This is a genomic window from Maribacter litoralis, from assembly GCF_902506355.1.
In the GTDB taxonomy this organism is placed as follows: Bacteria; Bacteroidota; Bacteroidia; order Flavobacteriales; family Flavobacteriaceae; genus Maribacter; species Maribacter litoralis.
Genome location: NZ_LR733271.1, coordinates 1,013,044 through 1,038,262, shown reverse-complemented (window position 1 = coordinate 1,038,262; position 25,219 = coordinate 1,013,044). Strand labels below are relative to the sequence as shown.

General features: G+C 36.9%; 25 protein-coding genes and 1 tRNA gene. 13 read left to right on the top strand and 13 right to left on the bottom strand.

Annotation, left to right across the window (positions count from 1 at the left end):
* Window positions 1-53 precede the first annotated feature (53 nt).
* From EXIGUO8A_RS04280 to EXIGUO8A_RS04270, 3 genes are all read left to right on the top strand, one after another.
* Window positions 54-1,982, top strand: coding sequence for a PAS domain-containing sensor histidine kinase (locus EXIGUO8A_RS04280; protein ID WP_159302059.1), 1,929 nt, complete (start codon window positions 54-56; stop codon window positions 1,980-1,982).
* Between the two features lie 123 nt (window positions 1,983-2,105).
* A complete protein-coding gene (locus EXIGUO8A_RS04275) occupies window positions 2,106-2,267 on the top strand; it encodes a hypothetical protein (RefSeq protein ID WP_159302058.1) in 162 nt (53 codons plus the stop codon).
* Window positions 2,258-3,247 carry a helix-turn-helix transcriptional regulator gene (locus tag EXIGUO8A_RS04270; RefSeq protein ID WP_159302057.1) on the top strand — a complete coding sequence of 330 codons (990 nt, stop codon included), beginning with the start codon at window positions 2,258-2,260 and terminating at the stop codon, window positions 3,245-3,247. The genes EXIGUO8A_RS04275 and EXIGUO8A_RS04270 overlap by 10 nt, the downstream gene beginning before the upstream one ends.
* Window positions 3,248-3,491: 244 nt before the next feature.
* Here the strand turns inward: EXIGUO8A_RS04270 and EXIGUO8A_RS04265 are convergent, their stop codons facing one another.
* From EXIGUO8A_RS04265 to EXIGUO8A_RS04240, 6 genes are all read right to left on the bottom strand, one after another.
* Window positions 3,492-3,935: a response regulator gene (locus EXIGUO8A_RS04265; protein WP_116771047.1), complete on the bottom strand. Its 444-nt coding sequence runs from the start codon at window positions 3,933-3,935 to the stop codon at window positions 3,492-3,494.
* A gap of 179 nt (window positions 3,936-4,114) precedes the next feature.
* The gene (locus tag EXIGUO8A_RS04260; RefSeq protein WP_159302056.1) at window positions 4,115-4,555 is read right to left on the bottom strand and encodes a response regulator; all 441 of its coding nucleotides are present in this window, start codon (window positions 4,553-4,555) and stop codon (window positions 4,115-4,117) included.
* A 14-nt stretch (window positions 4,556-4,569) separates the two neighbouring features.
* Window positions 4,570-5,427 carry an SDR family oxidoreductase gene (locus tag EXIGUO8A_RS04255; RefSeq protein ID WP_159302055.1) on the bottom strand — a complete coding sequence of 286 codons (858 nt, stop codon included), beginning with the start codon at window positions 5,425-5,427 and terminating at the stop codon, window positions 4,570-4,572.
* Between the two features lie 24 nt (window positions 5,428-5,451).
* Window positions 5,452-5,694 (bottom strand): four-helix bundle copper-binding protein, encoded by a 243-nt coding sequence (locus EXIGUO8A_RS04250; protein WP_236564430.1) that lies wholly within the window; start codon window positions 5,692-5,694, stop codon window positions 5,452-5,454.
* A 242-nt stretch (window positions 5,695-5,936) separates the two neighbouring features.
* Window positions 5,937-6,458, bottom strand: coding sequence for a DUF421 domain-containing protein (locus tag EXIGUO8A_RS04245; protein ID WP_159302053.1), 522 nt, complete (start codon window positions 6,456-6,458; stop codon window positions 5,937-5,939).
* Window position 6,459: 1 nt separating this feature from the next.
* A complete protein-coding gene (locus EXIGUO8A_RS04240) occupies window positions 6,460-6,714 on the bottom strand; it encodes a SemiSWEET family sugar transporter (protein ID WP_116771042.1) in 255 nt (84 codons plus the stop codon).
* 206 nt (window positions 6,715-6,920) lie between these two features.
* Between EXIGUO8A_RS04240 and EXIGUO8A_RS04235 the strand changes: the two genes are divergently transcribed.
* Window positions 6,921-7,370: a hypothetical protein gene (locus EXIGUO8A_RS04235; RefSeq protein WP_159302052.1), complete on the top strand. Its 450-nt coding sequence runs from the start codon at window positions 6,921-6,923 to the stop codon at window positions 7,368-7,370.
* 32 nt (window positions 7,371-7,402) lie between these two features.
* Window positions 7,403-7,969, top strand: coding sequence for a hypothetical protein (locus EXIGUO8A_RS04230; RefSeq protein WP_201304104.1), 567 nt, complete (start codon window positions 7,403-7,405; stop codon window positions 7,967-7,969).
* 5 nt (window positions 7,970-7,974) lie between these two features.
* Here EXIGUO8A_RS04230 and EXIGUO8A_RS04225 read toward each other — a convergent pair whose 3' ends face one another.
* The 3 genes from EXIGUO8A_RS04225 to EXIGUO8A_RS04215 all read right to left on the bottom strand — a co-directional run bounded on the left by EXIGUO8A_RS04225 (window position 7,975) and on the right by EXIGUO8A_RS04215 (window position 9,158).
* Window positions 7,975-8,406 (bottom strand): BLUF domain-containing protein, encoded by a 432-nt coding sequence (locus EXIGUO8A_RS04225; RefSeq protein WP_116771040.1) that lies wholly within the window; start codon window positions 8,404-8,406, stop codon window positions 7,975-7,977.
* A gap of 127 nt (window positions 8,407-8,533) precedes the next feature.
* Window positions 8,534-8,607 (bottom strand) — tRNA-Arg (locus EXIGUO8A_RS04220).
* Between the two features lie 104 nt (window positions 8,608-8,711).
* Window positions 8,712-9,158 (bottom strand): MarR family winged helix-turn-helix transcriptional regulator, encoded by a 447-nt coding sequence (locus EXIGUO8A_RS04215; RefSeq protein WP_159302051.1) that lies wholly within the window; start codon window positions 9,156-9,158, stop codon window positions 8,712-8,714.
* A 120-nt stretch (window positions 9,159-9,278) separates the two neighbouring features.
* On the opposite strand from EXIGUO8A_RS04215, the gene EXIGUO8A_RS04210 reads away from it, so the two are divergent.
* The 5 genes from EXIGUO8A_RS04210 (at window position 9,279) to EXIGUO8A_RS04190 (ending at window position 15,095) form a co-directional block, all read left to right on the top strand.
* Entirely contained in the window at window positions 9,279-10,385 is a 1,107-nt protein-coding gene (locus tag EXIGUO8A_RS04210; RefSeq protein ID WP_159302050.1) for a pyridoxal phosphate-dependent aminotransferase, read from the top strand.
* A 64-nt stretch (window positions 10,386-10,449) separates the two neighbouring features.
* The gene (gene hppD, locus EXIGUO8A_RS04205; RefSeq protein ID WP_159302049.1) at window positions 10,450-11,580 is read left to right on the top strand and encodes a 4-hydroxyphenylpyruvate dioxygenase; all 1,131 of its coding nucleotides are present in this window, start codon (window positions 10,450-10,452) and stop codon (window positions 11,578-11,580) included.
* A 75-nt stretch (window positions 11,581-11,655) separates the two neighbouring features.
* Window positions 11,656-12,816, top strand: a complete 1,161-nt coding sequence (locus EXIGUO8A_RS04200; protein ID WP_159302048.1) for a homogentisate 1,2-dioxygenase — start codon at window positions 11,656-11,658, stop codon at window positions 12,814-12,816.
* A gap of 133 nt (window positions 12,817-12,949) precedes the next feature.
* Window positions 12,950-14,185, top strand: coding sequence for a fumarylacetoacetase (fahA, locus tag EXIGUO8A_RS04195; RefSeq protein ID WP_159302047.1), 1,236 nt, complete (start codon window positions 12,950-12,952; stop codon window positions 14,183-14,185).
* A 19-nt stretch (window positions 14,186-14,204) separates the two neighbouring features.
* Window positions 14,205-15,095: a flavin reductase family protein gene (locus EXIGUO8A_RS04190; protein ID WP_159302046.1), complete on the top strand. Its 891-nt coding sequence runs from the start codon at window positions 14,205-14,207 to the stop codon at window positions 15,093-15,095.
* Window positions 15,096-15,101: 6 nt separating this feature from the next.
* Here the strand turns inward: EXIGUO8A_RS04190 and EXIGUO8A_RS04185 are convergent, their stop codons facing one another.
* Together EXIGUO8A_RS04185 and EXIGUO8A_RS04180 are read right to left on the bottom strand one after the other, a co-directional pair.
* On the bottom strand, window positions 15,102-15,974 hold the full coding sequence (locus EXIGUO8A_RS04185) for a cation diffusion facilitator family transporter (RefSeq protein ID WP_159304393.1): 873 nt from the start codon (window positions 15,972-15,974) through the stop codon (window positions 15,102-15,104).
* Between the two features lie 66 nt (window positions 15,975-16,040).
* Window positions 16,041-16,583, bottom strand: a complete 543-nt coding sequence (locus EXIGUO8A_RS04180) for a DUF4287 domain-containing protein (RefSeq protein WP_159302045.1) — start codon at window positions 16,581-16,583, stop codon at window positions 16,041-16,043.
* Between the two features lie 251 nt (window positions 16,584-16,834).
* Here EXIGUO8A_RS04180 and EXIGUO8A_RS04175 point away from each other — a divergent pair, with 251 nt between their 5' ends.
* From EXIGUO8A_RS04175 to EXIGUO8A_RS04165, 3 genes are read left to right on the top strand one after another with little or no spacing between them, the layout of a single operon-like run.
* A complete protein-coding gene (locus tag EXIGUO8A_RS04175; RefSeq protein ID WP_159302044.1) occupies window positions 16,835-20,158 on the top strand; it encodes a transglutaminase family protein in 3,324 nt (1,107 codons plus the stop codon).
* Between the two features lie 11 nt (window positions 20,159-20,169).
* Window positions 20,170-22,731 carry a circularly permuted type 2 ATP-grasp protein gene (locus tag EXIGUO8A_RS04170; RefSeq protein ID WP_159302043.1) on the top strand — a complete coding sequence of 854 codons (2,562 nt, stop codon included), beginning with the start codon at window positions 20,170-20,172 and terminating at the stop codon, window positions 22,729-22,731.
* 2 nt (window positions 22,732-22,733) lie between these two features.
* Window positions 22,734-23,624: a transglutaminase family protein gene (locus EXIGUO8A_RS04165; protein ID WP_159302042.1), complete on the top strand. Its 891-nt coding sequence runs from the start codon at window positions 22,734-22,736 to the stop codon at window positions 23,622-23,624.
* 5 nt (window positions 23,625-23,629) lie between these two features.
* Here the strand turns inward: EXIGUO8A_RS04165 and EXIGUO8A_RS04160 are convergent, their stop codons facing one another.
* Window positions 23,630-24,352, bottom strand: coding sequence for a hypothetical protein (locus EXIGUO8A_RS04160; protein WP_159302041.1), 723 nt, complete (start codon window positions 24,350-24,352; stop codon window positions 23,630-23,632).
* A 201-nt stretch (window positions 24,353-24,553) separates the two neighbouring features.
* Entirely contained in the window at window positions 24,554-25,219 is a 666-nt protein-coding gene (locus EXIGUO8A_RS04155; protein ID WP_159302040.1) for a response regulator, read from the bottom strand.

The window sequence follows — 25,219 nt, the reverse complement described above, 5'->3', positions numbered from 1 at the left end:
ATAAACGCTTACTTCGCAATGCCTTAACCCTAGGGTGGTAAAAGTATAAAATAATGATAGACAGCGCAGCAGGTAGTTTTTTCGAGAAAATTGTTGATAATTGCAACGTTGCTATGCTGTTTGTGGTTCAAGAAATTGATCCTTCTTCAAAAAATAAAGAATACATAGTTAAATATGCCAATAAGAAAGCGCATGCCTTTTTTTCTGGTTCTATAAAAAATATTAAGAATATAACCTTAGGTCAACTAGCTAATTGTGATCAATTGCTGGTTGTGGCGAACAAGGTTTTTGCTACGCATGAAAAGGAGAGTTTTATAATTCTTGGAAAGGAGAATGAAAACTTAGACCATCAAGTTGAGGTAAGCTCGTTAAATGCAGGTTTATTGGTCACGGTAACAGAAATAAAGCAGGAGTATATAAAGGATCAAGAATCTAAGTTACCACTTGGTGATGCAAAATCTAGATTGCGCGAACTGGAGATTTCGAGTCTTTTTGGTATTAGGGTGTTAGATAGTAATGACAGTATTATTTGCTATTTAAAACCAATATTTAATGACCAAGAGGAAATTATTGATTTTCATATAGACTATATGAATAATCGAATGGATGAAATTACCAATGAAGAAGCTAGCAAAATAGTTGGAATGACCGTTTTGGAATACTACCCAAAGAACGCAGATAACGGAGTACTGGAAATATTGGTAGAATGCTATAATACTGGCGAAAATAAAGAGTATACCAAAGAATTCGTTTTTAATGATGAGCCGTATTGGTTAAGTACACGTGCCGTAAAAATGAATGAGGGCGTAATCTTGTTCTCGAAAGATGTTACCCAAGAGAAAAGATATGAGAACGAATTGTTCATTCAAAATAGATTACTTTCTGAAGCAGAACATGTAGCCCATATCGGAAGTTTTAGATGGAATTTAGCAAAAGAACAAATAAAGTATTCTGATAATGTTTATAGACTGTTCGGTTATGAGCCTCATGAGTTCGATGGCAAGTATGATCGTTTGCTGTCTTTTCTTCATCCAAATGATATAGAAAAGGTAAAATTTAGCTTTAAAGAAGCCAAGAGGTTGAAGACAAAATCTGATCTTGTGTTTAGGGTGTATACCAAGTCTAACGAGCTTAGGTATATGAATACCATTGGTGAGTGTTATCAAAAAGAAGGTAATTGGTACATGGTTGGCGTTATTAGGGATGTTACCAATCAAATAGAATCAGAATCGATACTTCAAATTAAAAATGCCGAATTAAAGCGAACCAATGCCGACTTAGAAGCCTTTAACAGAGTTGCAAGTCACGATTTACAAGAACCCTTACGTAAGATTCAAATGTTCGTTAGTCGTTTAGATGAAGAAGAAGCGGGTCGATTAAATAAACGTTCGCAAGGGTATTTGGATAAGATTAAATACTCATCCGATAGAATGCGCAATTTAATAAGTAATCTGTTGTCGTACTCTAAAATTGATGAGGTCAATGAGCAACCCAAACGTGTAGATCTTAATGATGTTTTAAATAATATTTTAGATGACCTTGGTGAACGCATAAGTGAATTGGACGCTAAAATAGATGCAGAAAACTTACCAGTGGTTAACGGTATCCAATTTCAATTGGAACAACTATTCTCTAACCTTATCGGCAATTCCTTAAAGTACGTGCATGAAGGTGTGCAACCACATATAAAAATCATCAGCAGTATAATTAGTGGTAAAAATGCCAATGTAAAAAGTCTGCTACCAAGCATAAATTATGTGAAATTACAGTTTATAGATAATGGTATCGGATTTGATAAAAAGTATCAAGAGAAAATTTTCGAGATTTTTCAACGCCTACATGGTAAAACCGAATTTACCGGTACGGGTTTAGGACTGTCCATTTGTAAAAAAATAGTGCAATCTCATAATGGAGTCATACACGCTGAGGGTGAAATCAATAAAGGGGCAGAGTTTACCGTTTATCTTCCTACATTGCTCTAAATGTCTTCCATTAGTTACATAAAACCCCTCTTTCTTAAAATTGTGTAACAGCTTCTAAAAATCATGTAACAGATTTACCCTTCATTGGCTGCATCTTTGTAACAACAAGAAATGCAAGTCCCTATGAATAATTTTCAATATGCTAGAGTAGGTAACGTAAGACGAAAAAGTTCTTATGACCAAACGTCAAATGTAAAAGGTAGCACTCCTGGTTCATCAGATGCTTTTGAGGCACAAGAGGCTGCATTAAATAATAACCTTCAAAATAATATATCATGCAAATAGTTCATAATCAATTAAGTTATTTCAATAATGTTTTAGGCGGAAGTATTTCTAGCTTTCAAGGCGATCGTATACTTCAGTATGATAATGATAAAGGAACCGGTAGAATACAAACTGTTTCTTTAGGATCTGGAATATCTTACAGCGAATATGATATGGACTTGAATCAAGATTTCAATTTCGATTTAAAACTGGATCAAAATCGTAGCTTATATTTTATTTACTGTTTAGAAGGTAACTTTAGATTCACAAAAGGTAAGGAGTCTCAGAAAGTAGAGGCATTACAAACTGTTGTAGTAGGTGGGTCTAATGAAACGATCAATATAAAATTAAGGGAGGCTACCAAGTCTAACTTATCTATAATTAAGGTAACTCAAGATGGTGATGCACCAAACAATAACAATCAAAAGTTATACGAGCAATTGTTCGCTACGTTCCTTAATGAAGATGGAAATGCACACATAGGTACATTTAACTTAAAGATTAAAGAACAACTTTTGCAGATTAGAGCTATTACCCAAGTAGGTTTGGTGAGAAAGCTTCTTATTGAGGGTATCGTAAACTTTACCCTGGCTTTAGAGATTTTACATTGCAAGGAAGATATGGAGAACGAAGGTCAAGTTTCGACCATGTTGACCAAAAAAGAACTTCTGAGAATAGAAGAGGCGGTAAATGCAATAAAGAGAAAACCTGAATACCCCTATACGGTAACCGATTTAAGTAAGGAATATGGTCTATCTCCAACGAAGCTTCAAGAAGGTTTTAAAGTAATGGAGGGTACTACGGTAACAAACTTTATTAGAAATGAACGTTTAATTCTAGCTGAAGAACTAATTAAGACTTCTGATATGAATATTTCTGAAATAGTATATTCTATAGGCTTTACCAGTAGAAGCTATTTTTCTAAAATATTTAGAAATAAGTACAACTGTACACCAAAAACATACCTAATGAACATTAGAAATATGTCTATTTCAGCATAAGAAAAAATATATGAAAAAGATGAAGCCAGCTCAATTGAGCTGGCTTTTTTAGTTTTATTGATGGCGATTTAGTAATTTTTAATGTTGCTCACTATGAGGTAATATACCCATATTATAAAAGGAATAAAGACCTAATTAGGGTCTTTTTAAAATGTATCGATTTTTTGTAGCTACTATATTAGTCTAAATGGATATTGAGGATGCGCAGTAGAAGATGAGGTTAAAAAGCAGTAGTAGGGTACTTTTAAATGGAGATCACAAATTCTTTGTCTATAATATTTCCATCAGCATTATTTACATAACGAAGACATTTGTGTAAAAGCGTTTTTAATTGATTGTACGAAGACGGTTTTTGTAAATATAACGATGCACCCATTTCATTTAGTCTGTCTATTTCTTTTGGGTGATAAGAAGTAGAGTATATAATTACAGGTGTATTTATATACTGTTCCAGGTCTCTTATGTCTGCTAAACACTCAAAACCATCCATCATTGGCATTTTTAAATCCAAGAATATAACATCTGGTTGCTCTGCCGTATTAGAAAGTAACTCGGCCATTAAATCTACACCATTGTTAAACTCCGATATTTTGGTCTGTATCGGTATCTCGCGCAAAGCGTCGGAGAAGAAAGTTCTGTCGTCGCTGTCATCATCTGCGAGAAAGACATTTAAAATTGGTTTGCTCATGTTCAAATATTAATTTGTACGCTAATATTATCTGGTTTGTAGTCTAATAATAATAGGTGAAACTTCAACAGCAAGGTAGTTATTGCCATACCCATGCAATAATGCGATTGATTTTAAAAATAGCTCAATACCTAAATATTGAATTAACCTTTAGAGCACAAAACGCAATTGAATAACTGTTATTCTACGTAGTTTATTATTGCAGTACCGCCCAAAGTGTTGTTTTTAATAGATTCAATTGTTCTTTTTAATGCATAAGTCAATGTTTTAAAAGAATTGGGCTTATGAAGATATCTATTGGCGCCATTTTCAAATAAATTTGAAATACGGTCAATATTATATTCATTGGAGAATATAACTACGGGAATATCATCAAAAGCTTCAATGCTTCTAATTTTAGCCAATGTCTGCTCTCCATTTAATTTAGGCATAAAGAGATCTAGAATAATAACATTGGGGCTATCGCTACTGGTATGCAATGCTTCCATTAAATCGATACCATTAGAGAACATGGTCACCTTTAAATTACCACCAATATTTGCTATTGCCTCTCTAAATATTTGTTGATCTTCTAGATCATCTTCAGCCATAAATAAATGAAACTCATCGTCTTCCTTCATCGTCAAAAAATTAATTAACCACCAATGACTTCACCACCGTTTACATGAAGTACTTGACCGGTCATGTAACTACTGTCTTCACTTGCTAAATAAACGTAAGCGGGTGCAACCTCTGCAGGTTGGCCTGCTCTTCCTAACGGTACGTCCTTTCCAAAATTCTCCAATTTTTCACCATCGAAAGTAGCGGGAATTAAAGGGGTCCATATTGGTCCGGGTGCTACGGCATTTACACGAATACCCTTCTCTGCAAGTGATTTTGATAAGCTTCTGGTAAATGAAACAATGGCACCTTTAGTACTGGCATAGTCAATAAGGTGTTCTGAACCTCTATATGCAGTAACAGACGTAGTATTGATAATAGTGTCTCCAGCTTTTAAATGCTTCATGGCAGCCTTTACAATGTAGAAATAAGGGTATATGTTGGTTTCAAAAGTAGTATGAAGATTTTCTATTTTAATATCTTCAATATGTTCCGTTGGAAACTGCATAGCTGCGTTATTGATAACACAGTTTAAAGAACCAAAATTAGAGATGGTTTTATCTATGGCCTCTTTACAAAACTGTTCATTTTTTACATCTCCTTGTAGTAAAAGACACTGGCCCCCTTCATTCTCAATTTCATTTTTCGTCTGTAATGCATCTTTCTCTTCGTTCAAATAGATGATGGCTACTAGCGCGCCCTCTCTGGCAAAATGCACGGCAATACTTTTGCCGATGCCACTATCGCCACCGGTTAGCAAAACAACTTTGTTTTTAAGTTTATCACTGCCTTTATAGCTGTCACGTATGGTAACCGGTTCCGGATTCATGTTAAACTCCTTTCCTGGTTGTGTTTTTTGCTCTTGATTTTTATCTATAGTTATATTTTCCATGTTCTTCGTTTTAATAATTACTGATTACGCTGCAAGCTTTCTGCATTCTTCGGCACATGCCAAACAAGATTCTGCACATTTTTTGCAGTGTTCATGTTCGTGTTGTTGGCATTGTTCTGCACACCATTCACAAATTTCAGCGCAAAGTGCTGCCTGTTTTGAGATAAAGGGACTATCTGCTATCAATAATTTTATAGTATTTAAACAAGCGTCAACACATTGAATGCAACAATTTGGGCAATCGTTCATACTCTCTAACTGAGCCATATTGACAACGCAGTTTTGACAATCGACAAAACATTTTTGACAGGCTTCTAAACAACTTTGATATTTTGAATTCATAATTTTAAATTTTTAGGGTGAAAAATTTCCTTATCCTGAAATTAAAGTTTGAACTCAGAATTGTTTTGCTCTTTTCATTAGAAGTTGTGCGTTATAACTATGAGAGAAATAATGGTATTAAAACAGCACAAAAAAGGTGAATTGATGGGTAATAAAGAGTAAGTTAATTATGATCGTTTTACATCTTTCAAAATCCATAAATCCAAAGGAGAATCATTTTTTTTGTGTAGAACAGATATATTACCGGTAGTTTCAAAAACAACTGCTTTAATTTGGCTCAGTTCCGTAACATTTGCTTCTCTCAATTTTGATCTAAGGTCGCCCTCGGTTACTCTTGCCTTTCTTAAGTTAGATGAGATAATTTCCTCCCCATCCATTAACAGTAATGGTGAGTTGTCTACAATTTTTTGCACCGATTTATTTCTTCGCGCTAATGCAACGCTTATCTGTAAAAGATATACTATGCCTAAACCAACGATGCCTTCAATCATTTTTACCGTAGATGATAGAATGGTACTAGCAACGATAGACCCTACGGCTACGGTCATGGCAAAATCAAAACTCGACATTTTTGAAAAACTTCGTTTGCCCACAATGCGGGTAAATAGGATTACTGCTATGTAAATTCCAAACGCGCTGACCGAGATCAGCATTACGGTTTCCCATGAAGTTTTGAATAGTTCTTGCATATCACTTTTTTCTAAATTTAATAATAAGTATGAGCATGGTTATGTTTAAGATGGTAGAAATACCGTTGGTAATAATAATGGGAATATCTTGTTTCATTGCACCGTAAACAGTCCATAGCGAAACGCCTATGGTAAGTACCAAAAACATTTTTGGGGAAACGTCATCTACTTTTTTTGTTTTCCATGCTCTAAAAATTTGTGGCACAGCGGCAATGGTCGTAAAAATTCCTGCTAAAATTCCAATAATTTCTTCCATCAGTCTGATCGGATTTTTTAGACGATAGATTTTTTATATCATTGGTATTTCTACATGTCGTCTTTCACACCAATGAAATTAAGGGGGTTCGGTTTTAAAAAGTAATCCATTAAAAACTATTCTTTGTTCAATACATTTTAGATAGATTTCGAAGCCAAAAATTTATTTAATTTTCTATATCCTAACGATTTAAATAATATTCAGATATGGAGATTTTGGCGATATTTTTCTCTGGCATTTTGGGTACCGCCATAATGACCGGGTTCAGCCATGTTGTAGAATCAGTTACCGGTCATAAGTTTAATGAAGCTCATTTGTTAAACGGACTCATATCAAATTTGAAGTCCGTTAATTCAAGTATCGGGGATAACCATTACCTCGGGTGGATTATTCATTTTGTTATAGGCATTTGTATGGCGGCTATACTGTATTGCTACTATGTGTATATAGCTGGTGATATTTTGGTTTGGACAGGTTTGTTCTTAGGATTCATTTTGGGAATAATAGGTGTTGCAGGCTGGTCAATGATGATCAGTTTTCATAAGGATCCGCCAAAAATAAATTGGACATATTTCTTTTTGCAATTGATCATTGCACATATGATTTTTGGTATTACCGTGACCTGGGTGTTTGTACGGTTTGTAATGCCATTTTAGAATTTTACGATTAATTAATTTGTTTTAAATAGATGAACATTAAAGTATCGGGGTATACAAAACGAGCAATTATTGGGGGCTTAATTTCATTGGCCTTTATTGGTTTAGGTACCTTAATGCTCGGTAATTTAAGTGGCTATGAAGCTAAGGTCTTAATAAAATCTAGCTTAACAGGGTTGAACACGCTGTGTAATACCATAGTGTTGGCATCAGCAACAATTTTGGCATTGATGTTGACTTTGCTGGGTGTTAGTTCGGGTACAAATTCAAAGTTGAAGAACGATCATTATATGCACATAATGCAAATAGCAAAGCTAGATACTGCAATTTTTATAGCTTCCTTACTGTTCTTTTTGGTTTTTAATTTACCGGTTACTGAGAGTGAAAATATACCTTCAAGCTATTTTGATGCCATTTATTACATTACGATCGCAGTAAGTGCCATATTAAGCTCGGCATTAATAGTGGTGGTATTAATGTTATATAACACCATTATCAATATTATTAAGATAATCGGTTTAGGTAGAACAGATCATCCGTTAATTAAGGACAGTGATGATGATAAGAGTGATAACGAAAATGAAAATTCAGAGGACTAAATAAATTATTTAGGTGGCTCGGCTATCATTGTTTTTGTCTTTATCCAAAAATGTTTGGCCGTTAAATTGGTGGGCTCAATAAGATCGGAAAGTAGTATTAGGTTTCTTTTAAACTGTTCAAGTTCATATTTATTTGGGTGTTCATCATCCATCGGGTAGTAGGCCATACCCCAATTAGGGAAAGTTCTGTTTGCAATCTCATCCTCAGAAAATAAAGTAACTTTTTTATGGCGTGGATCTTCGACTATTCTATCGTAAAGCTCTTGTACTTTCTTTTTATCACCTTCCAATAGTTGTACAAATTTTCCTTTATAATAAATAAGGCAGCCGGTAATGTTTTCACTTTTGTTATGTGTTCGTGCTTTTTCAAGCAAAGACTCCATTTCTGCACTGGTTAAGGTTTTAACGGCTGTAGATTCGTAAGTGAGTGTATACATAGAGGTTTGATGATGGTCTTGGTATCTCAAAAGTAGTAAAAAGCTTAAGATTAATAGACTAACATAATATTAGAATTATTTGAATAAATAAAAGGTACAAAAAAGCCCCTTAAAAGGGGCTTCAGAGTGATCGCAGGAGGATTCGAACCTCCGACCGTCTGCTTAGAAGGCAGATGCTCTATCCAGCTGAGCTATGCGACCGACACCATTTTTTCAAATGTGGGTGCAAACTTAGTGATTTTTATAGACTGGTAAAACCAAAATCAATAAAATTTTAATTATTTCTTTTATATGCTAAAATACAGCTATGAACGACCTTCATATTGGTCAAAGTTTTCCCATAATTGATCAAGAACTTTATAGAAGATTTCAAACTCTTCTTCGGTGATTCCTAGGGTACTAACTTTCCTTAAGTCAAGAATAAATGGCATTACCTGCTTAATAAGAGTAGAACCTTCTTCTGTAATCACCAGTTTATATCTTTTCTGATCATCCCTAAATCTAGACTTTCTTAGTAACCCTTTTTTGCATAATCCGCTAATGACCCTAGATGTTGTAGCCCTATTTCTAAAATTAGATTTGGCAATATCTGCCTGTGAGGCATCTTTACCTTGTAGATGTACACGTTGTAAAATTACCCACTGCTCAATAGTTAGGTCAATGTTATTTTCTGCAAAAACCTGTAAAAATGTACTCTGTACTTTTTTTAAAGTACGATCAATATATACACCAAAGCCCTCCGTCCTGTCCATAATCTCAAAGTTATTCTTCCAAAAATACAGGAGTTTATCGTTAAAATTGTTGTTAATGCAACAATATACAAAATATTTTGTATTTTTACTTTGTCCAAACAAGGTATAAAGTAGAAGAATATGCAACTAGGTTTCAAGAAATATATATTAGAAGACAGCACCTATAAAGGTGGTGGTAAGAAAATTGTAATGCCAGATGGTATTACGGTGCACAAACTTTCATCTAATGAGAATCCGTTAGGATATTCACCAAAGGTAAAAGAGGCATTGTCAAATGCACTTGAAGATTTAAGCCTATATCCAGATAATACAGATATTAGGTTGCGAGAAGCTTTGGTAAAAGATTTTGACGGAGCTTTAGTTGCAGATAACTTTATAACTGCAAATAGTGGTTCTGAGATTATTGATATGATTTCAAAGGTATTTTTAAGCGAAAATGATGAGGTAATCGTTAGTCAGCCATGTTTTCTTCCCTATACCGCTTTTACCCGTTGGATGGGCGCTAAGGCTATCAATGTGCCAATGACCGAGAATTATGACTATAATTTAGATGGAATTCTAGCAGCTATAACAAATAGAACAAAGTTGGTATTTCTTGCCTCACCTAATAATCCGTCAGGGAATTATATTCCAATGGCGGATTTAAGAAGCTTTATTGAAAAATTACCGGCACATGTAGTATTGGTATTAGATGAGGTGTACAGACATTTTGCAGAAGCAGAAGATTACACATCAGGATTACCCTTTGTGGTAGAAGGTAAAAATGTTGTAGCTATCAATAGTTTTTCAAAGACTTATGGTTTGGCAGGTTTACGAGTAGGGTATTGCTATGCTCCTTTAGAAATTAGTAATTACATGCGTAAAATCTGTAAGCCCTTTTTACTGTCCACTCCCGCTTTGGAAGGTGCTATTGCCGCATTGGAAGATGTAGGTTTTGTAAACAAGACCGTAGCATTGGTAAAGGAGGAAAGAAGGTTTGTTTTGAACGGACTTGATGCTTTACAAATCAAATACTGGCCTACCCAGGGTAATTTTGTACTAATAGATCCGCCTATTAATGATATGGAGTTTACTACATTCTTAGAGCAGCGTGGTATTATGGTGCGCCCGGTAGGCAATTTTGGAGCTCCGGGAAAAGTTAGAATTTCATTTGGAGTAAGAGAAGCGAACAAAGCACTTTTAGCAGCGTTGGAAGTAATGATGAAATCGCAAACGACCACAGCTTAAAAAATTTTAACACATATGTTGCAGAAGCAACAATAAACGAAATAAAAATATAAAACCCAGAACTATGTCAACAGCAACAGTAAAACAAAACAATCACAAAGAGGCACAAGATTTTATGCCTATTAACGGTACCGATTATTTAGAACTTTATGTAAGTAATTCTAAACAAGCGGCACATTATTATAAAACGGCATTTGGTTTTAAGTCATTGGCATATAAAGGTCTTGAAACCGGTAGTAGAGATTTTGAATCTTATGTGGTAGAACAAGATAAGATCAGGTTAGTATTGACCTCTCCGCTTAAAAGTGGTACAGATGTGGGTAGGCACATAGACAAGCATGGCGATGGTGTTAAGGTAACTGCCCTTTGGGTAGATGACGCTACATATGCCTATGAAGAGGCTATGAAAAGAGGTGCTAAAAGTTATATGGAACCTAAAACAGAAGAAGACGAACACGGTAAAGTAGTAAGTTCGGGTATTTATTCTTACGGTGAGGTAGTTCACATTTTTGTGGAGCGTAAAGATTACAGTGGTACATTTTTACCAGGATACCAAAAATGGGAAAGCGATTATCAACCAACATCTACAGGATTAAAATTCGTAGATCACATGGTAGGTAACGTCAACGAAGGTAAAATGAACTATTGGGTAGATTTCTACGCAAATGTTATGGGCTTCAAGCAAATAATGTCTTTTGACGATAAGGATATTTCTACGGATTATACCGCGCTAATGAGTAAGGTGATGAGTAACGGTAATGGTCGAATCAAGTTTCCGATAAACGAGCCGGCACCTGGTATGAAAAAATCTCAAGTTGATGAATATTTGGAGTTTTACGAAGGAGAAGGAGTTCAACATATTGCTGTGGCAACAGATGATATCGTAAAAACGGTTTCTGATTTAAAAAGTAGAGGGGTCGAGTTCTTGACCATACCTACAACGTATTATGATGTATTGACCGAAAGAGTGGGAGAGATAGACGAAGATATTGAGTCATTGAGAAAACTGGGTATTTTAGTAGATCGAGATGATGAAGGATATTTATTGCAGATTTTCACCAAAACGGTACAGGCAAGACCAACGATGTTCTTTGAAATCATTCAACGAAAAGGAGCTACTTCTTTTGGAAAAGGAAATTTCAAAGCATTGTTTGAAGCTATTGAGCGTGAGCAAGAATTAAGAGGTACCTTATAAGTTCAAAAGATTTCTTGACAAGCACAGAATAGCTTAATTTTAATAAAATAGTAGTAACTAGCAAAACGAACGTATATGCCTATTTATCATAAGCAGGGAGCGTTGCCACCTAAACGGCATACGCAGTTTAGAAAGCCAAACGGAGAATTGTATTCAGAGCAATTGTTCGGTACCATTGGCTTTGATGGTATGTCTTCTTTACTATATCATCATAACCGACCAACTATGGTCAAAGAGATTGTGAAGAGTACAGACGTTTCTCCTAAAATTGCTTTGGAGAAGAATATACGTTCGTTGAAACTAGTGAGTTTTAATGCGCCTGCAGAAGATGATTTTTTAGCTGCGCGCGAGCCACTTTTGGTCAATAGCGATATCATTATTGGAGTAGCGGCTCCACGAAAGTCATTGCGTGAGTATTTCTATAAGAATACCGATGCCGACGAAATGTTGTTCATTCACAAAGGTTCAGGTACCTTAAGAACTATTTTTGGACAGATTCCTTTTGAGTATGGAGATTATCTGATAATTCCCAGGGGTACAATTTATCAAATAGATTTTGATAGTGAGGACAATCGCATTTTGTATGCGGAATCGTACTCGCCTATCTATACGCCAAAAAGATATCGTAATTGGTTTGGTCAGCTATTGGAGCATTCCCCATTCTGTGAGCGCGACTATAAATTGCCGCAGAATTTAGAAACCTTTACAGATACCAATGAGCACTTGATAATGGTGAAAAAGCAAGGGGTCATGCATGAAATGGTGTATGTTGGGCATCCTTTCGATGTTGTTGGTTGGGATGGTTATAATTTCCCGTACGGATTCTCCATTCACAATTTTGAACCAATAACCGGTAGAATTCACCAGCCGCCACCAGTGCATCAAACTTTTGAGACAAATGCCTTTGTAATCTGTTCTTTTGTACCAAGATTGTACGATTATCATCCGCAGTCCATACCGGCACCATACAATCATTCTAACATAGATTCTGACGAAATGCTGTATTATGTTGATGGCGATTTTATGAGTAGAAACGGAGTGCAGCCAGGTAATATATCTTTGCATCCTGCAGGTATACCTCACGGTCCGCACCCAGGTGCTGCAGAACGAAGCATAGGTCAAAAAGGTTCGGAAGAACTTGCTGTTATGATTGATACTTTCAAGCCTTTAATGGTTACTGAAAATGCCCTAAAATTAGACGATGGCGATTATTATAAATCGTGGTTGGATAAGTAAAGCGATAGATAGTGGTAGTAGAAAATCATTTTGAGCTTGTCTGACTATTGGAAGGTGTTGTTTAATTGAATTGATATTGTCACCCTGAGCGCAGTCGAAGGCTAGATTGGTTAGAATATTTAAATAAAAAAGCTTGGCAAAATTAAATACATGGGTCTCAGTACCCAATAACTCAGATTTTTCTATCTATAACCTTCCTTTTGGAATCTTCTCTTTAAATTCAGATGAACCAAGAGCAGGTATTGCTATTGGTGAACAGATTATTGATTTGGCAGCAGTGTCAGAATTGGGTTTGTTAGATGTAGAGGCTACTTTTTTTAGGCAGAAAACCTTAAATGAGTTTATCGCGTTAGGAAAGAAAACCACCAACAAAGTTCGGTTAGATATTCAGAAGCTATTGGTAATAGAGAATTCTCCGCTAAAGAATCACCCAGAAGTTTTTGTGTTGCAGAAAGATGCTACAATGCATTTGCCTGTCCAGGTGGGAGACTACACGGATTTTTATTCCAGTATAGAACACGCTACTAATGTGGGTAAAATGTTCCGTGATCCAGAAAATGCTTTGTTGCCCAATTGGCGACATATTCCTGTTGGTTATCACGGTCGCGCATCCTCAATTGTGGTGAGTGGCACGGATATTCACAGACCTATGGGGCAGGTTAAGACCAATGAAATGGAAGCACCTGTTTTTCAGGCATCCAATCGTTTAGATTTTGAATTGGAAATGGGGTTCGTAGTAGGCAAATCTACACAGCTTGGTGAGCGAATATCAGTTGAGAATGCAGCGGAACATATTTTTGGTCTTGTATTGTTCAACGACTGGTCTGCCCGCGATATTCAGAAATGGGAATACGTGCCTTTAGGTCCGTTTTTAGGAAAAAGCTTTGCATCTTCCATGTCACCATGGATCGTTACTTTAGAAGCATTAGAACCGTTTAAGGTAGAGGGTCCGGAGCAAGAACCGACAGTACTTTCTTATTTAGAAGTTGAAGGAGAGCATAATTATGATATTCAGTTAGAAGTAGGCATGGCTTCGCAAGCATCGGAAGAAACCATAATTAGTCGCTCAAACTTTAAATACATGTATTGGAATATGATGCAGCAATTAGCACATCATACCGTAAATGGGTGTAATGTAAATGTTGGCGATGTCATGGCATCGGGTACCATATCCGGAAAAGATGAAAGCTCATATGGATCATTGCTAGAGATTTCTTGGGGCGGTAAAAAGCCTTTCGAATTAAAAGACGGAAGCATGCGCACCTTTATTGAAGATAATGATACCATAACCTTAAAGGGCTTTGCAGAAAAAGAAGGCGTAAGGGTTGGTTTTGGTGAAGTAACCGGCACTATATTGCCTAGTAAATAATTAAGAATAATAGAGCACAATGTCACAACACGAAGAAATAAATACCATAGATCCCGCAAATATTTCACAACAAGAATTACACGGTTATTTACTGTCTGCCGTTGCGCCAAGACCTATTTGCTTTGCCAGTACGGTAGATAAAGAGGGTAATGTAAATTTGAGTCCGTTTAGTTATTTTAATCTATTTAGCGTTAATCCGCCGATCATGATTTTTTCACCGTCCAGAAGAGGGCGTGATAATACCACCAAGCATACCTTGGAGAATGTATTGGAGGTAAAAGAAACGGTAATCAATATCGTGAATTATGACATGGTAGAGCAAATGTCATTGTCTAGTACCGAATATGGTGATGGGGTAAATGAATTTGTAAAAGCAGGTTTAACGCAAGTACCAAGTGATAAAGTAAACCCGCCAAGAGTGGGAGAGGCACCCGTGGCATTTGAGTGTGTGGTTGATCAGGTAATAGCATTGGGCGACGGACCGGGGGCAGGTAATTTAGTCCTAGCCAAAGTGGTACAGATTCATGTAAAAAAAGCGTTTCTAGATGCCGAAGGGAAACTGGATACTCCAAAATTAGATTTAGTTGCCCGTATGGGTGGTAATTGGTACTGCAGGGCTAATGGCGATGCTTTGTTTGAAATTCCTAAACCTATACGTACCAAAGGTATTGGTGTAGATATGTTACCGGAAGCCGTGCGTAATAGTACCGTTTTAACAGGTAATAATTTAGGGCGATTAGGAAATTTAGAACAATTACCTACCAAAGAAGCAATAGCCATTATTGCTGAAAATGCAGAGGTAAAATCCATATTGAATAGCGGTGAAAATAGTACTGCATTGCATAAATTAGCACAGCAGTGGTTGGCAGAAGATAAAACCGAAGATGCTTTGGCGTTGTTGCATTTGTAGTTTTTGCTACAAATCATCGGGTTCAATATGAATTAATATATGACCTAAGTTCGGAATTTCGTTATGTAAATGGTCTTTTAGTAAATGTGCAATATCATGACCTTTTGTAACCGATATAGTACCATCTACCATAGCGTGTAAGTCAATATGAAATTTCATTCCCGCTTTTCTTATAAAACATTTTTCGGTACCGGTAATCCCTGAGACCTCTAGTGATTTTTGACGTATTTCTTCTAGTAGTTCGTCATAGCGTTGCTCGTCCATTATTTCACCTAAGGCAGGGCGTAAAATTAAATAGCTATTGTAAAGAATAAAACCAGAGGCAATTAGAGCGGCCCAATCATCTGCCGTTTCGTAGCCCTTGCCAAAAATTAGGGCAATTGATATACCTATAAAAGCCATGATCGAAGTAACAGCATCACTTCTATGGTGCCAAGCGTCTGCTTTTAAAGAGGAGCTTTGTGTCTCATTACTCTTCTTAATAACAACGCGATATGAGATTTCTTTCCATACAATTATCAAACCTAGAACAATTAATGTCCATGCTTTTGGAACTTTATGGGGAGTCTGAATATTTTCAATGCTTTCATAGGCAATAACCGTTGCCGATATCACTAGAAAAGCAACAATTAGGAAAGTGATGATGGGTTCTATTTTGCCATGACCGTAAGGGTGATTTTCATCTGCTGGTTTCTCTGCATACTTAAACCCTAACAATACTAAAATAGAGGAGAAAATATCGGTTGTTGATTCTATGGCATCGGCTATAAGAGCGTATGAGTTACCGAAGAATCCAGCTAATCCTTTAATAAGAGCTAAAAGGATATTTCCAATAATACTAAAATATGTGGTTTTTATAGCAGTCTGTTCAATACTCATTGGGCAAAGGTACAGTGCCATGAAAAAGTATGATAGCTTAAAGTAATATAATTAATATGTGTTTGGTTAACTAACCTTTTCATAAGCTTCCTTTAACCAATCAATTAATTCAGAGTCCACTTGAGAAACTTCGGTGAGCTGAACCCTATGTGTACACATAGTGCCAAACGGACCAGAATTTTGTAAGCGATCTGTTGTTGGCTTATCCTTTATTTTTATGCCCAGGTCAATTCTAGTTTTAGTTGCCGGTTTAATCAAGGCAAATTGTTTTTTACGAATAAGACTTACCGTAGTTTTCTTAGGCGTTATTACAACATCATTTCCAAAGGTTTTTACAGCATTAAGAATAGCTTCATAAATTGGAAAAAGGTTTTCTTTTCCTTTATACTGCTGATCGACCAAGTCGGTAGGGGAGTTGTTTTCTTCTTTTGATAAGGTGACGATAGTGTTGGCAAACCCATGTGTTACTCCGTGTTCCTTCTTTAAAAAGTTTACTCCTTCAGAATGTTTGGCAAATGATTTTTCTTTGAGAATGGTTTTCCATTCATTTAAAGATTTTCCCGTTTTTTCGGGCATATTATCAATCATGGTCTGTAGTGCCTTTTCCATATGTTAAGAGCTTTGTGCAAGTTTCAATTTACGAAAAAATAGATGAGTCTATAATGGATAAGGTCAATATCATTATGGTTCTTCTTTTGTTCTATCCAAAAAAAGTCAACAATTATACCCTCGCATTAAGAATCTATCAATAAAAAACGTTCCAACTCTAATTTGTATAAAAATTTTGTGATTAAGGTGTAGTTGTATTCATTTGCTGATTTTAGTGCTTATATTAGGTATTACCGAAATCCCACAACCGTATGGCACTAAAAGTAGCAATCAAACACAAAACCAAATACATCTATGACAGAAGTATAAATTTGTCACCACATATTTTTAGGTTACGCCCGGCACCACATAGCAGAACTCCTATAGAGGCATATTCAATAAAAATAAAGCCAGAGAATCATTTCTTTAATTGGCAGCAGGATCCTTTTGGTAATTATTTGGCACGAATTGTTTTCCCTGAAAAGACTACAGAGCTTTCTGTTGATGTAGAAATCATAGCGGACTTAAAAACAATAAATCCGTTTGATTTTTTTGTTGAAGAATCAGTGGAGGAATTTCCTTTTGAATATTCTGAAGAGGCTAAAAAAGAATTATTGCCTTATTTGGAAAAAGTGGAGAGCGGTCCACTTTTAAAGGAATGGTTATCAACGATAGACCTAACCCCAAAACGAAGTATTGATTTTCTAATCGAGTTGAACGGCAAGCTTTATGACCATTTGAATTATACCTTGCGAATGGAGCCCGGTGTGCAAACCTGTGAGGAAACCTTAGAAGCGAAATTAGGTTCTTGTAGAGATTTTGCTTGGCTGCTAGTTCAAACACTTCGCCATTTGGGCTTGGCGGCACGTTTTGTTTCTGGGTATTTGGTACAATTAAAATCCGATGAAAAATCATTGGATGGTCCGTCAGGTCCTGAAGAAGATTTTACGGATCTTCATGCATGGGCAGAAGTATATTTGCCCGGAGCCGGATGGATCGGTTTAGATGCCACATCTGGACTTTTTACCGGTGAAGGTCATATTCCACTAGCGTGCACGCCATCGTATGAAAGTGCGGCACCGGTAAGCGGATTCAGTGATTTTGCGGAAACCACTTTTGAGTTTGAAAATTCGGTAACTAGAATATTCGAATCGCCACGAGTAACAAAACCATACACGGAAGAGCAATGGAATGCCATTTATAATCTTGGTTTTAAAGTTGAAGAAGAGCTACAGGCGAATGATGTTCGTTTAACAATGGGCGGCGAACCTACATTTGTTTCCATAGATGATATGGAATCTGAAGAGTGGAATACTGCAGCAGATGGGGAACATAAAAGAGAACTGGCGAGCAAACTATCCACAAGATTATTAGAGGTGTTCGGTAAGGGAGGTGTTCTACACCATGCGCAAGGAAAATGGTACCCTGGTGAAGCATTACCTCGTTGGTTGATCGGTATTCATTGGCGAAAAGATGGAAAACCAATTTGGAACGACCCTAGCCTACTCGCATCTTTTTCTGAGGAATACAAAATGCCCAGAAATATCACCAAGCGATTTTTAAAGACTTTAGGCGGGTTTTTGGGATGTAAGACCAATAGCGTAATGCCTGCTTATGAAGATGCATTTTACTTTTTGTGGGAAGAAGGCAAACTACCGGTAGATGTAAATCCTAAAAAATATAATAAAGATGATAGCCACCTTCGCAGAAAGCTAGGTGAGATATTGGAAAATGGTATTGGAGAAGTTGTGGGGCACGTGTATCCTCTAACTAAAAAGAACAGCAAGTGGCTCACGAATAAATGGAAATTTAGAAACAAGCATTTGTTTTTAACACCCGGTAACTCGGCTATCGGACTCCGTTTGCCCTTGGGCGCATTGCCTCAAGACCCGCCTATACCTTCTGAACCAACGGCAGAGGTTGAGTTATTTGAACCTTCACCAGACTTGCCCATACCGGGCGAAGCATTGCAGAAGCGCTTGAAAATGAAGTCAAATGGTCACCCAAGAAAGCACCCTTATGTACGTACGGCTATTTGTGCTGAGGTAAGGGAAAATAAATTTTTCCTTTACCTGCCACCATTAGATAGTGCCGAAGACTTTTTGGATCTGGTAGCGAGTATAGAAGCAACCGCAAAAGAGCTGAACGTTCCTGTAATTTTAGAAGGTTATGAGCCACCTAGGGATAATAGGCTAGAAGTACTGAAAGTAACTCCTGATCCTGGGGTTATTGAAGTAAATGTGCATCCGGCAAAAAACTGGCAAGAACTAACGGATAATACATTGACACTTTACGAAGAGGCAAAACAAGCCCGTTTAGGTACCGAAAAATTTATGTTAGATGGTAAGCACACCGGTACGGGTGGTGGCAACCATGTAACTTTGGGTGGAGTAACTCCGGCTGATAGTCCGCTGTTACGGAATCCACAGTTATTACGAAGCTTATTGACCTTTTGGCAACATCACCCAGGTTTATCCTATTTATTTTCCGGGGCATTTATAGGGCCAACGAGTCAGGCACCACGTGTAGATGAAGCTCGGTTGGAGAATTTATATGAGCTAGAAATCGCTTTTTCTCAAATACCCGATGATGAAGAAGTACCTTTCTGGATCACGGATCGTTTGTTCAGGCATTTGTTGACAGATATTACGGGTAATACCCATAGGGCAGAGTTTTGTATAGATAAATTATACTCGCCCGATTCCTCATCTGGGCGTTTGGGCATCTTAGAGCTACGTGCCTTTGATATGCCCCCACATGCACAAATGAGTTTAATGCAAATGTTATTGGTGCGTACGTTGGTATCATGGTTCTGGAAAAAACCTTACAAGCATAAATTGGTGCGTTGGGGAACAGAATTGCATGATAAGTTTTTATTGGAACATTACGTAAAAGAAGATATTAAAGACATAGTAGAGCAGTTGAACGAAGCGGGTTATCCGTTCAAGTTAGACTGGTTTGATCCTTTCTTTGAATTCCGTTTTCCATTATATGGTATGGTCGATGTCAATACCATACAAATGGAACTACGTATGGCCATAGAACCTTGGAATGTGCTTGGGGAGGAAATGACCGGTGGAGGTACATCGCGTTATGTAGATTCTTCGTTGGAAAGGGTACAGGTAAAAGTCAATAATTTTAATGAGAAACGTTATTCGTTGACATGTAATGGCGTAAAAATTGAATTGAGCTCAACGGGAACAAAGGGAGAATATGTAGCGGGCGTTCGCTTTAAGGCCTGGGAGCCGTGGTCTGCATTGCATCCCACCATTGGTGTAGATACGCCGTTGGTATTCGATATAGTCGATGATTGGAACGGGCAGTCAATTGGTGGCTGCACCTATTTTGTGGCACACCCAGGTGGTCGTTCTTATGATACTTACCCGGTTAATAGTCTTGAAGCAGAATCGCGAAGAATTAATAGATTTTGGGATATTGGCATGACGCAAGATGAAGTGACACCTACAGAATTGGTCGCTTCAACAAATTTTACGGGCAGAATGGTAGAACCTAAGAAAGGTTCAAATACATTTGTATACAAAGAGATGCCGGTCAATCCGGAATATCCACATGTAACGGATTTACGTAAGAAGTAATTGAAGAGGTAATGCCAACAACAAAAACTACCTGGTTTAATAATTATGATACCCAACGTGGCAATGATGAAATGTATTCATTGAACAATGGTATGAAACCCTATTGGAGTAAGTTATTTTCCAGTTTTGATACATTAGGAATTACAGGTTTATCAGCACGTCAAAAAGATATTGACTGGTTGTTATCTGAAAATGGGGTCACATATAACGTCTATAACGATCCTAAAGGAATGCATAGACCTTGGAACCTAAATGTAGTTCCATTTATGTTACACCAAAATGAGTGGGCAGAGGTTGAAGCAGGATTAAAGCAAAGGGCAGAACTGCTCAATTTGGTATTGAAAGATGTTTATGGTGAGCGAAAACTAATAAAGAACGGCATAGTACCGTTTGAGGTCATTTATGGTCACAGAGGTTTTCTTAGGCAATGTTCTGGTATGGAACTTCAGTTAGAGCGGTATTTATCTATTTATGCTGCAGACCTATGTAGAGGTACAGATGGTCGTTTATGGGTGGTAAATGATAGAACGGAAGCACCTTCGGGCATGGGCTACGCTTTAGAGAATAGATCCACGACCAGTAGAATTCTATCAGATCTATATGCCGAAATGAAAGTAAAGCGTTTGTCGGGTTTCTTTCAAGAATTCAATCAAATGCTAATCGATGCCGCACCGGGTAAAAAAGAAAATCCCAATATTGTAATTCTTACCCCCGGATCACATAATGAAACCTATTTTGAACATGCCTATATGGCTTCTTTCTTGGGTTATCCATTGGTACAAGGTAATGATTTGGTGGTACGTGATGGGTATCTTTGGATGAAATCCTTACAAGGATTAAAACAGATCGATGTAGTATTGCGCAGGGTCGATGATGCCTTTACAGATCCTTTAGAACTTCGTGAAGATTCACATTTGGGCGTTGCCGGATTATTAGATGTGGTACGTAGAAAAAATGTAGCTGTCATTAACCCTATAGGGAGCGGAGTAATCGAAAATCCTGGTTTAATTCCTTTTATGCCCGCCATTGCCAAGTTCTTTAAAAACGAAGAATTAAAATTACCCCAAATAGCGTCTTGGTGGTGCGGTCAAGAAAAAGAAAGAAACTACGTTCTTGAGAACATATCAAAATTGGTCATAAAAAGGATTGATCGCACCAATAGGGAAAGTATCTATTTTGGTGAGCAAATGAGCACTGAAGAGCTAGAAGAATTAAAAAAAGTAATTAAAGAACGGCCGTATCGTTTTGTTGCACAAGAACGTATCAATTTTTCTACCGCACCAAATTTTACCAAAGAACAATTGGAGCCAAGAAATGTGGTAGCACGAGCTTTTTGTATCGCTTCAAAACAAGAGTATTCGGTTATGCCGGGTGGTTTGGTAAGGGTAGCGCCAGATGGGGAAACGGTACGTGTTTCAAACCAGAGAGGAGGTACCAGCAAAGATTTTTGGATACTGGACGATGAACCTATTAAAGAAGATAAAAGCAGACATTGGCAACGCAAATCATCTGTAGCCATATCAGGCCTAAATGACCTACCGAGTTTAACGGCTGAAAACTTATACTGGGCAGGGCGCTATGTGGGTCGTACATTGGTAAATGCACGTTTTTTACGCACCGTAATGCGGCAAATGGCGATTGTTCAACATAGAGATGAACAGCCAGATTCAGAGAAATTGAAGGTGTTGTTTAAAGCAGTAACCCAGTTGACAGGTACTTATCCTGGGTTTGTAGATAAGGATAAAGATGGCAAGTTGGCCATGGATAATCCATATGAAGAAATGCTTTCGGTTATTTTAGATAAGAATAGAGTAGGCAGCTTGGCACATACCATAAGTATGTTCGGTAATTCATACTATTCCATTCGTAATTTGTGGTCCTCAGATATGTGGCGGGTTTTTGAGAATATCCAGAAAATTTGGAATTCGTTGGTTGAAGGTGAGGATCACTCCATTAATAAAATTCTGAAAGTATTAAACCAGTTGATTACTCGCTTAATTGCTTTTATGGGGCTTATTGAGGAAAGTATAATGGTACAACAAGGTTTGTTGTTATATTTTATAGGCTTGCAATTAGAGCAAAGTACCTTGAATATTACCAAATGTAGGGCCCTCTTAACCATAAAATATGATGAGCAGGTAGAGTATGATCTGTTAGAATATTTGTTGACCAGTCATGAAAGCCTTAATATATACAGATACAGTTACCGTTCTCATATAGAATTAGCGCATGTGTTGGATTTAGTAGTGTTGGACTTGGACTATGCCCGTTCTTTGACCTTTATGATCAATAGATTGCAAAAAGATATCGCAAGACTGCCGCACTCCAAACATGATCATCAATTAAGCAACTATCAGAAATTTGTTTTTGAAGCATTCTCAAAGTTAAGGTTGGCGGAATCTATTGAATTAGCAAAAACCAAATCAGAAACAGATTTTAAGCGAGACCGGTTAGATACCCTTTTAAAGGAGCTGTCAGATTTGTTGTATAAAACATCGCAATCAATATCTAATACTTATTTTAATCATACAGACAAGCAAACTCAATTGTTTATTCAGTCTTTTCCTATTTAACAATGATATTCAACGTTACACATATCACCCAATATGATTATAACGCTCCGGTAAGTTATTGTCATAATATTGCTACGTTACGCCCAAGAGCTTCTAAAGGGCAAGAGCTGTTAGATTATGTTATAGAAATTTCTCCCGAGCCTGCAGAAATTACCGAGCGTAGAGATTTCTTTGGTAATTATATTACCCGTTTTTCTATACAAACAGAACATAGAAACCTAAAGGTTACTACAAGAAGTAAAATTAAAAGGGAGTATGCAAAGTATCATGAATCCTTCAACAGCGAAGCATGCAAAAATATTACGATGAACGATGCCCTTGCTGCTTTACAGAGTGTGGATGCGGAAATTCTTGATGCCAAACAGTATGTTCTAGAATCGATTTTCATTAGACGAACAGATAAGGCGATACGTGATTATGCAGAATTATCATTTAAAGGAGATAGGTCTGTTTTTGAAGCGGCATACGAATTGATGCAGCGCATATATACCGATTTTGATTTCGACTCAGAATTCTCTACCATTTCTACACCAATTGAAGAAGTGATGAAGGAGAAAAAAGGTGTTTGTCAAGATTTTGCCCAAATAGCTATTGCCTGTATACGATCTGTTGGTTTACCGGCAAGGTACATAAGTGGTTATATAGAAACCTTGCCAGCTCCAGGTAAAGAAAAGTTAATAGGTGCCGATGCTTCACATGCCTGGTTTGCCATTTACATACCGGGTTTTGGTTGGGTAGATTTTGATCCAACAAACAATCAGATTCCAAAGGATCAACATATAGTAGTGGGTTGGGGTAGAGATTACTACGATGTGCCGCCTTTAAAAGGGGTTGTTTATGGAAGCGGGCAAAGTAAACTAAAGGTTGCAGTTGATATTGCCGCGGCTGTTTAACTTATTTATTCTTCAAAAAAGAATTCATGCAATTCAATTAGACTACTTCTTTTAATTTGCACGAGGTCTCTTGTATCTTTCAAGAAAATACCTAAGGATCGTTCGTTATAAATAAATTTCATCTCATCGGAATAGTCGGTAACAACATACATGTCACCGGAAAGTTGATAGAATGGTATGGTCATTTTATTTTTGATTTTGACACCTTTGTTGACAATACGTCCCTCTTGTAAAGTTGATGTTACATTGAAATCACTAGAGACACCAGATGCAACCTTAACATAAGATACCATCATGTTGGTCCATTCCGCTTCATCAATTAGAAACCATTTTATTTTATTGAAATCAATACCATATTCATTTATCCAACCGTGACTTGTAAAACCCAGCAATACTTGTTTCTTACCATTTAACTCAGGTTTATCGGCAGGTATAAATTCTTGTATTTTAAAGGTGATGACAGAGGCAGAAGACATGTCTTTTAATTTTTTACCTTCAAAATCAATTGTCTTTAATGAAAAGCTAGTGATGTTCGGGTTGTTCGCCAATAACCATTCGGTTGCGGTCAATTCGGCACGTTCTTTCATTTGTTCTACTGCAGCTACACCTGCTCCGATCGCGGCTAGTGCACCAACTGCACCGGCAACTACGGCACCATTATCTTGAGCATTGTTTGTATTGGGAATTAGAATTGAAAAAAGAAATAATAAGGTAATTAGTTTACGCATAATTTTTTGTTGAATGGTTTAATTTATTAAATAGGCCATACCCGCCAAATCGGTCAGTTCCCCCGAAATACCTTTTCAGCAGGATGGCCATGGTAATAGTTGTTTAAATTTATGGTCAGTGTGCCTATTGCTAAGCTACAACAAACCTAATATCATTATAGGTAAGAGTATTACGGTTTTCCGTAAGGTTTCAATATATTATTAAATTAGACCTAAATCTTTTACAATAGCCACAAGGTGAATGGCATTTTTGGCATTGAATTGAATTCGTAATTTGTTCAGTCTTTTTTCGATAGAACTTAAACTTGCAGGTGAAATATTCTCCTTTCTGTATAATGCACTGATTTCATCTTGAGATAAGCCCTTACTGAGATGATCTAAAAGTAAAATGTCATAGTCATCAATTTCAAGCTCGTTTTCGGTACTAAATGCATTTGAAACCTCCGGAGATAAAAATTTGTTGCCTTGGGCAATTTCACTAATAGCCTGTGTTAAATTTTTTAGTCCTGATCTGCTCTTACAAACATAGGCATCGATATGATGTTGGTTAAACAGTGTACGAACGGCCTGTAGGCGGTCTTCTACCGAGTATACGATTACTTTTAGGTTTGGGAAATCAGTTTTGAGTTTAGCGACTAAATCTTGCCCAGATGGGTATGTTTGCGATCTGTGGTCTACTTTAAAAGAAAGATCAGATATGACTAAATCAAAAGGAACTGAATCCAAATCAGCTCTTTTTATCTTTAAATAGGCATCATCACAATATTGTACCTGATCTATTTGTGTTACACCCAATTCGGTCAGTAATGAAAACACACCTTTGTTGATGTCTTCCATATCCTCCGCAATTAAAACTTTTTTGAACAT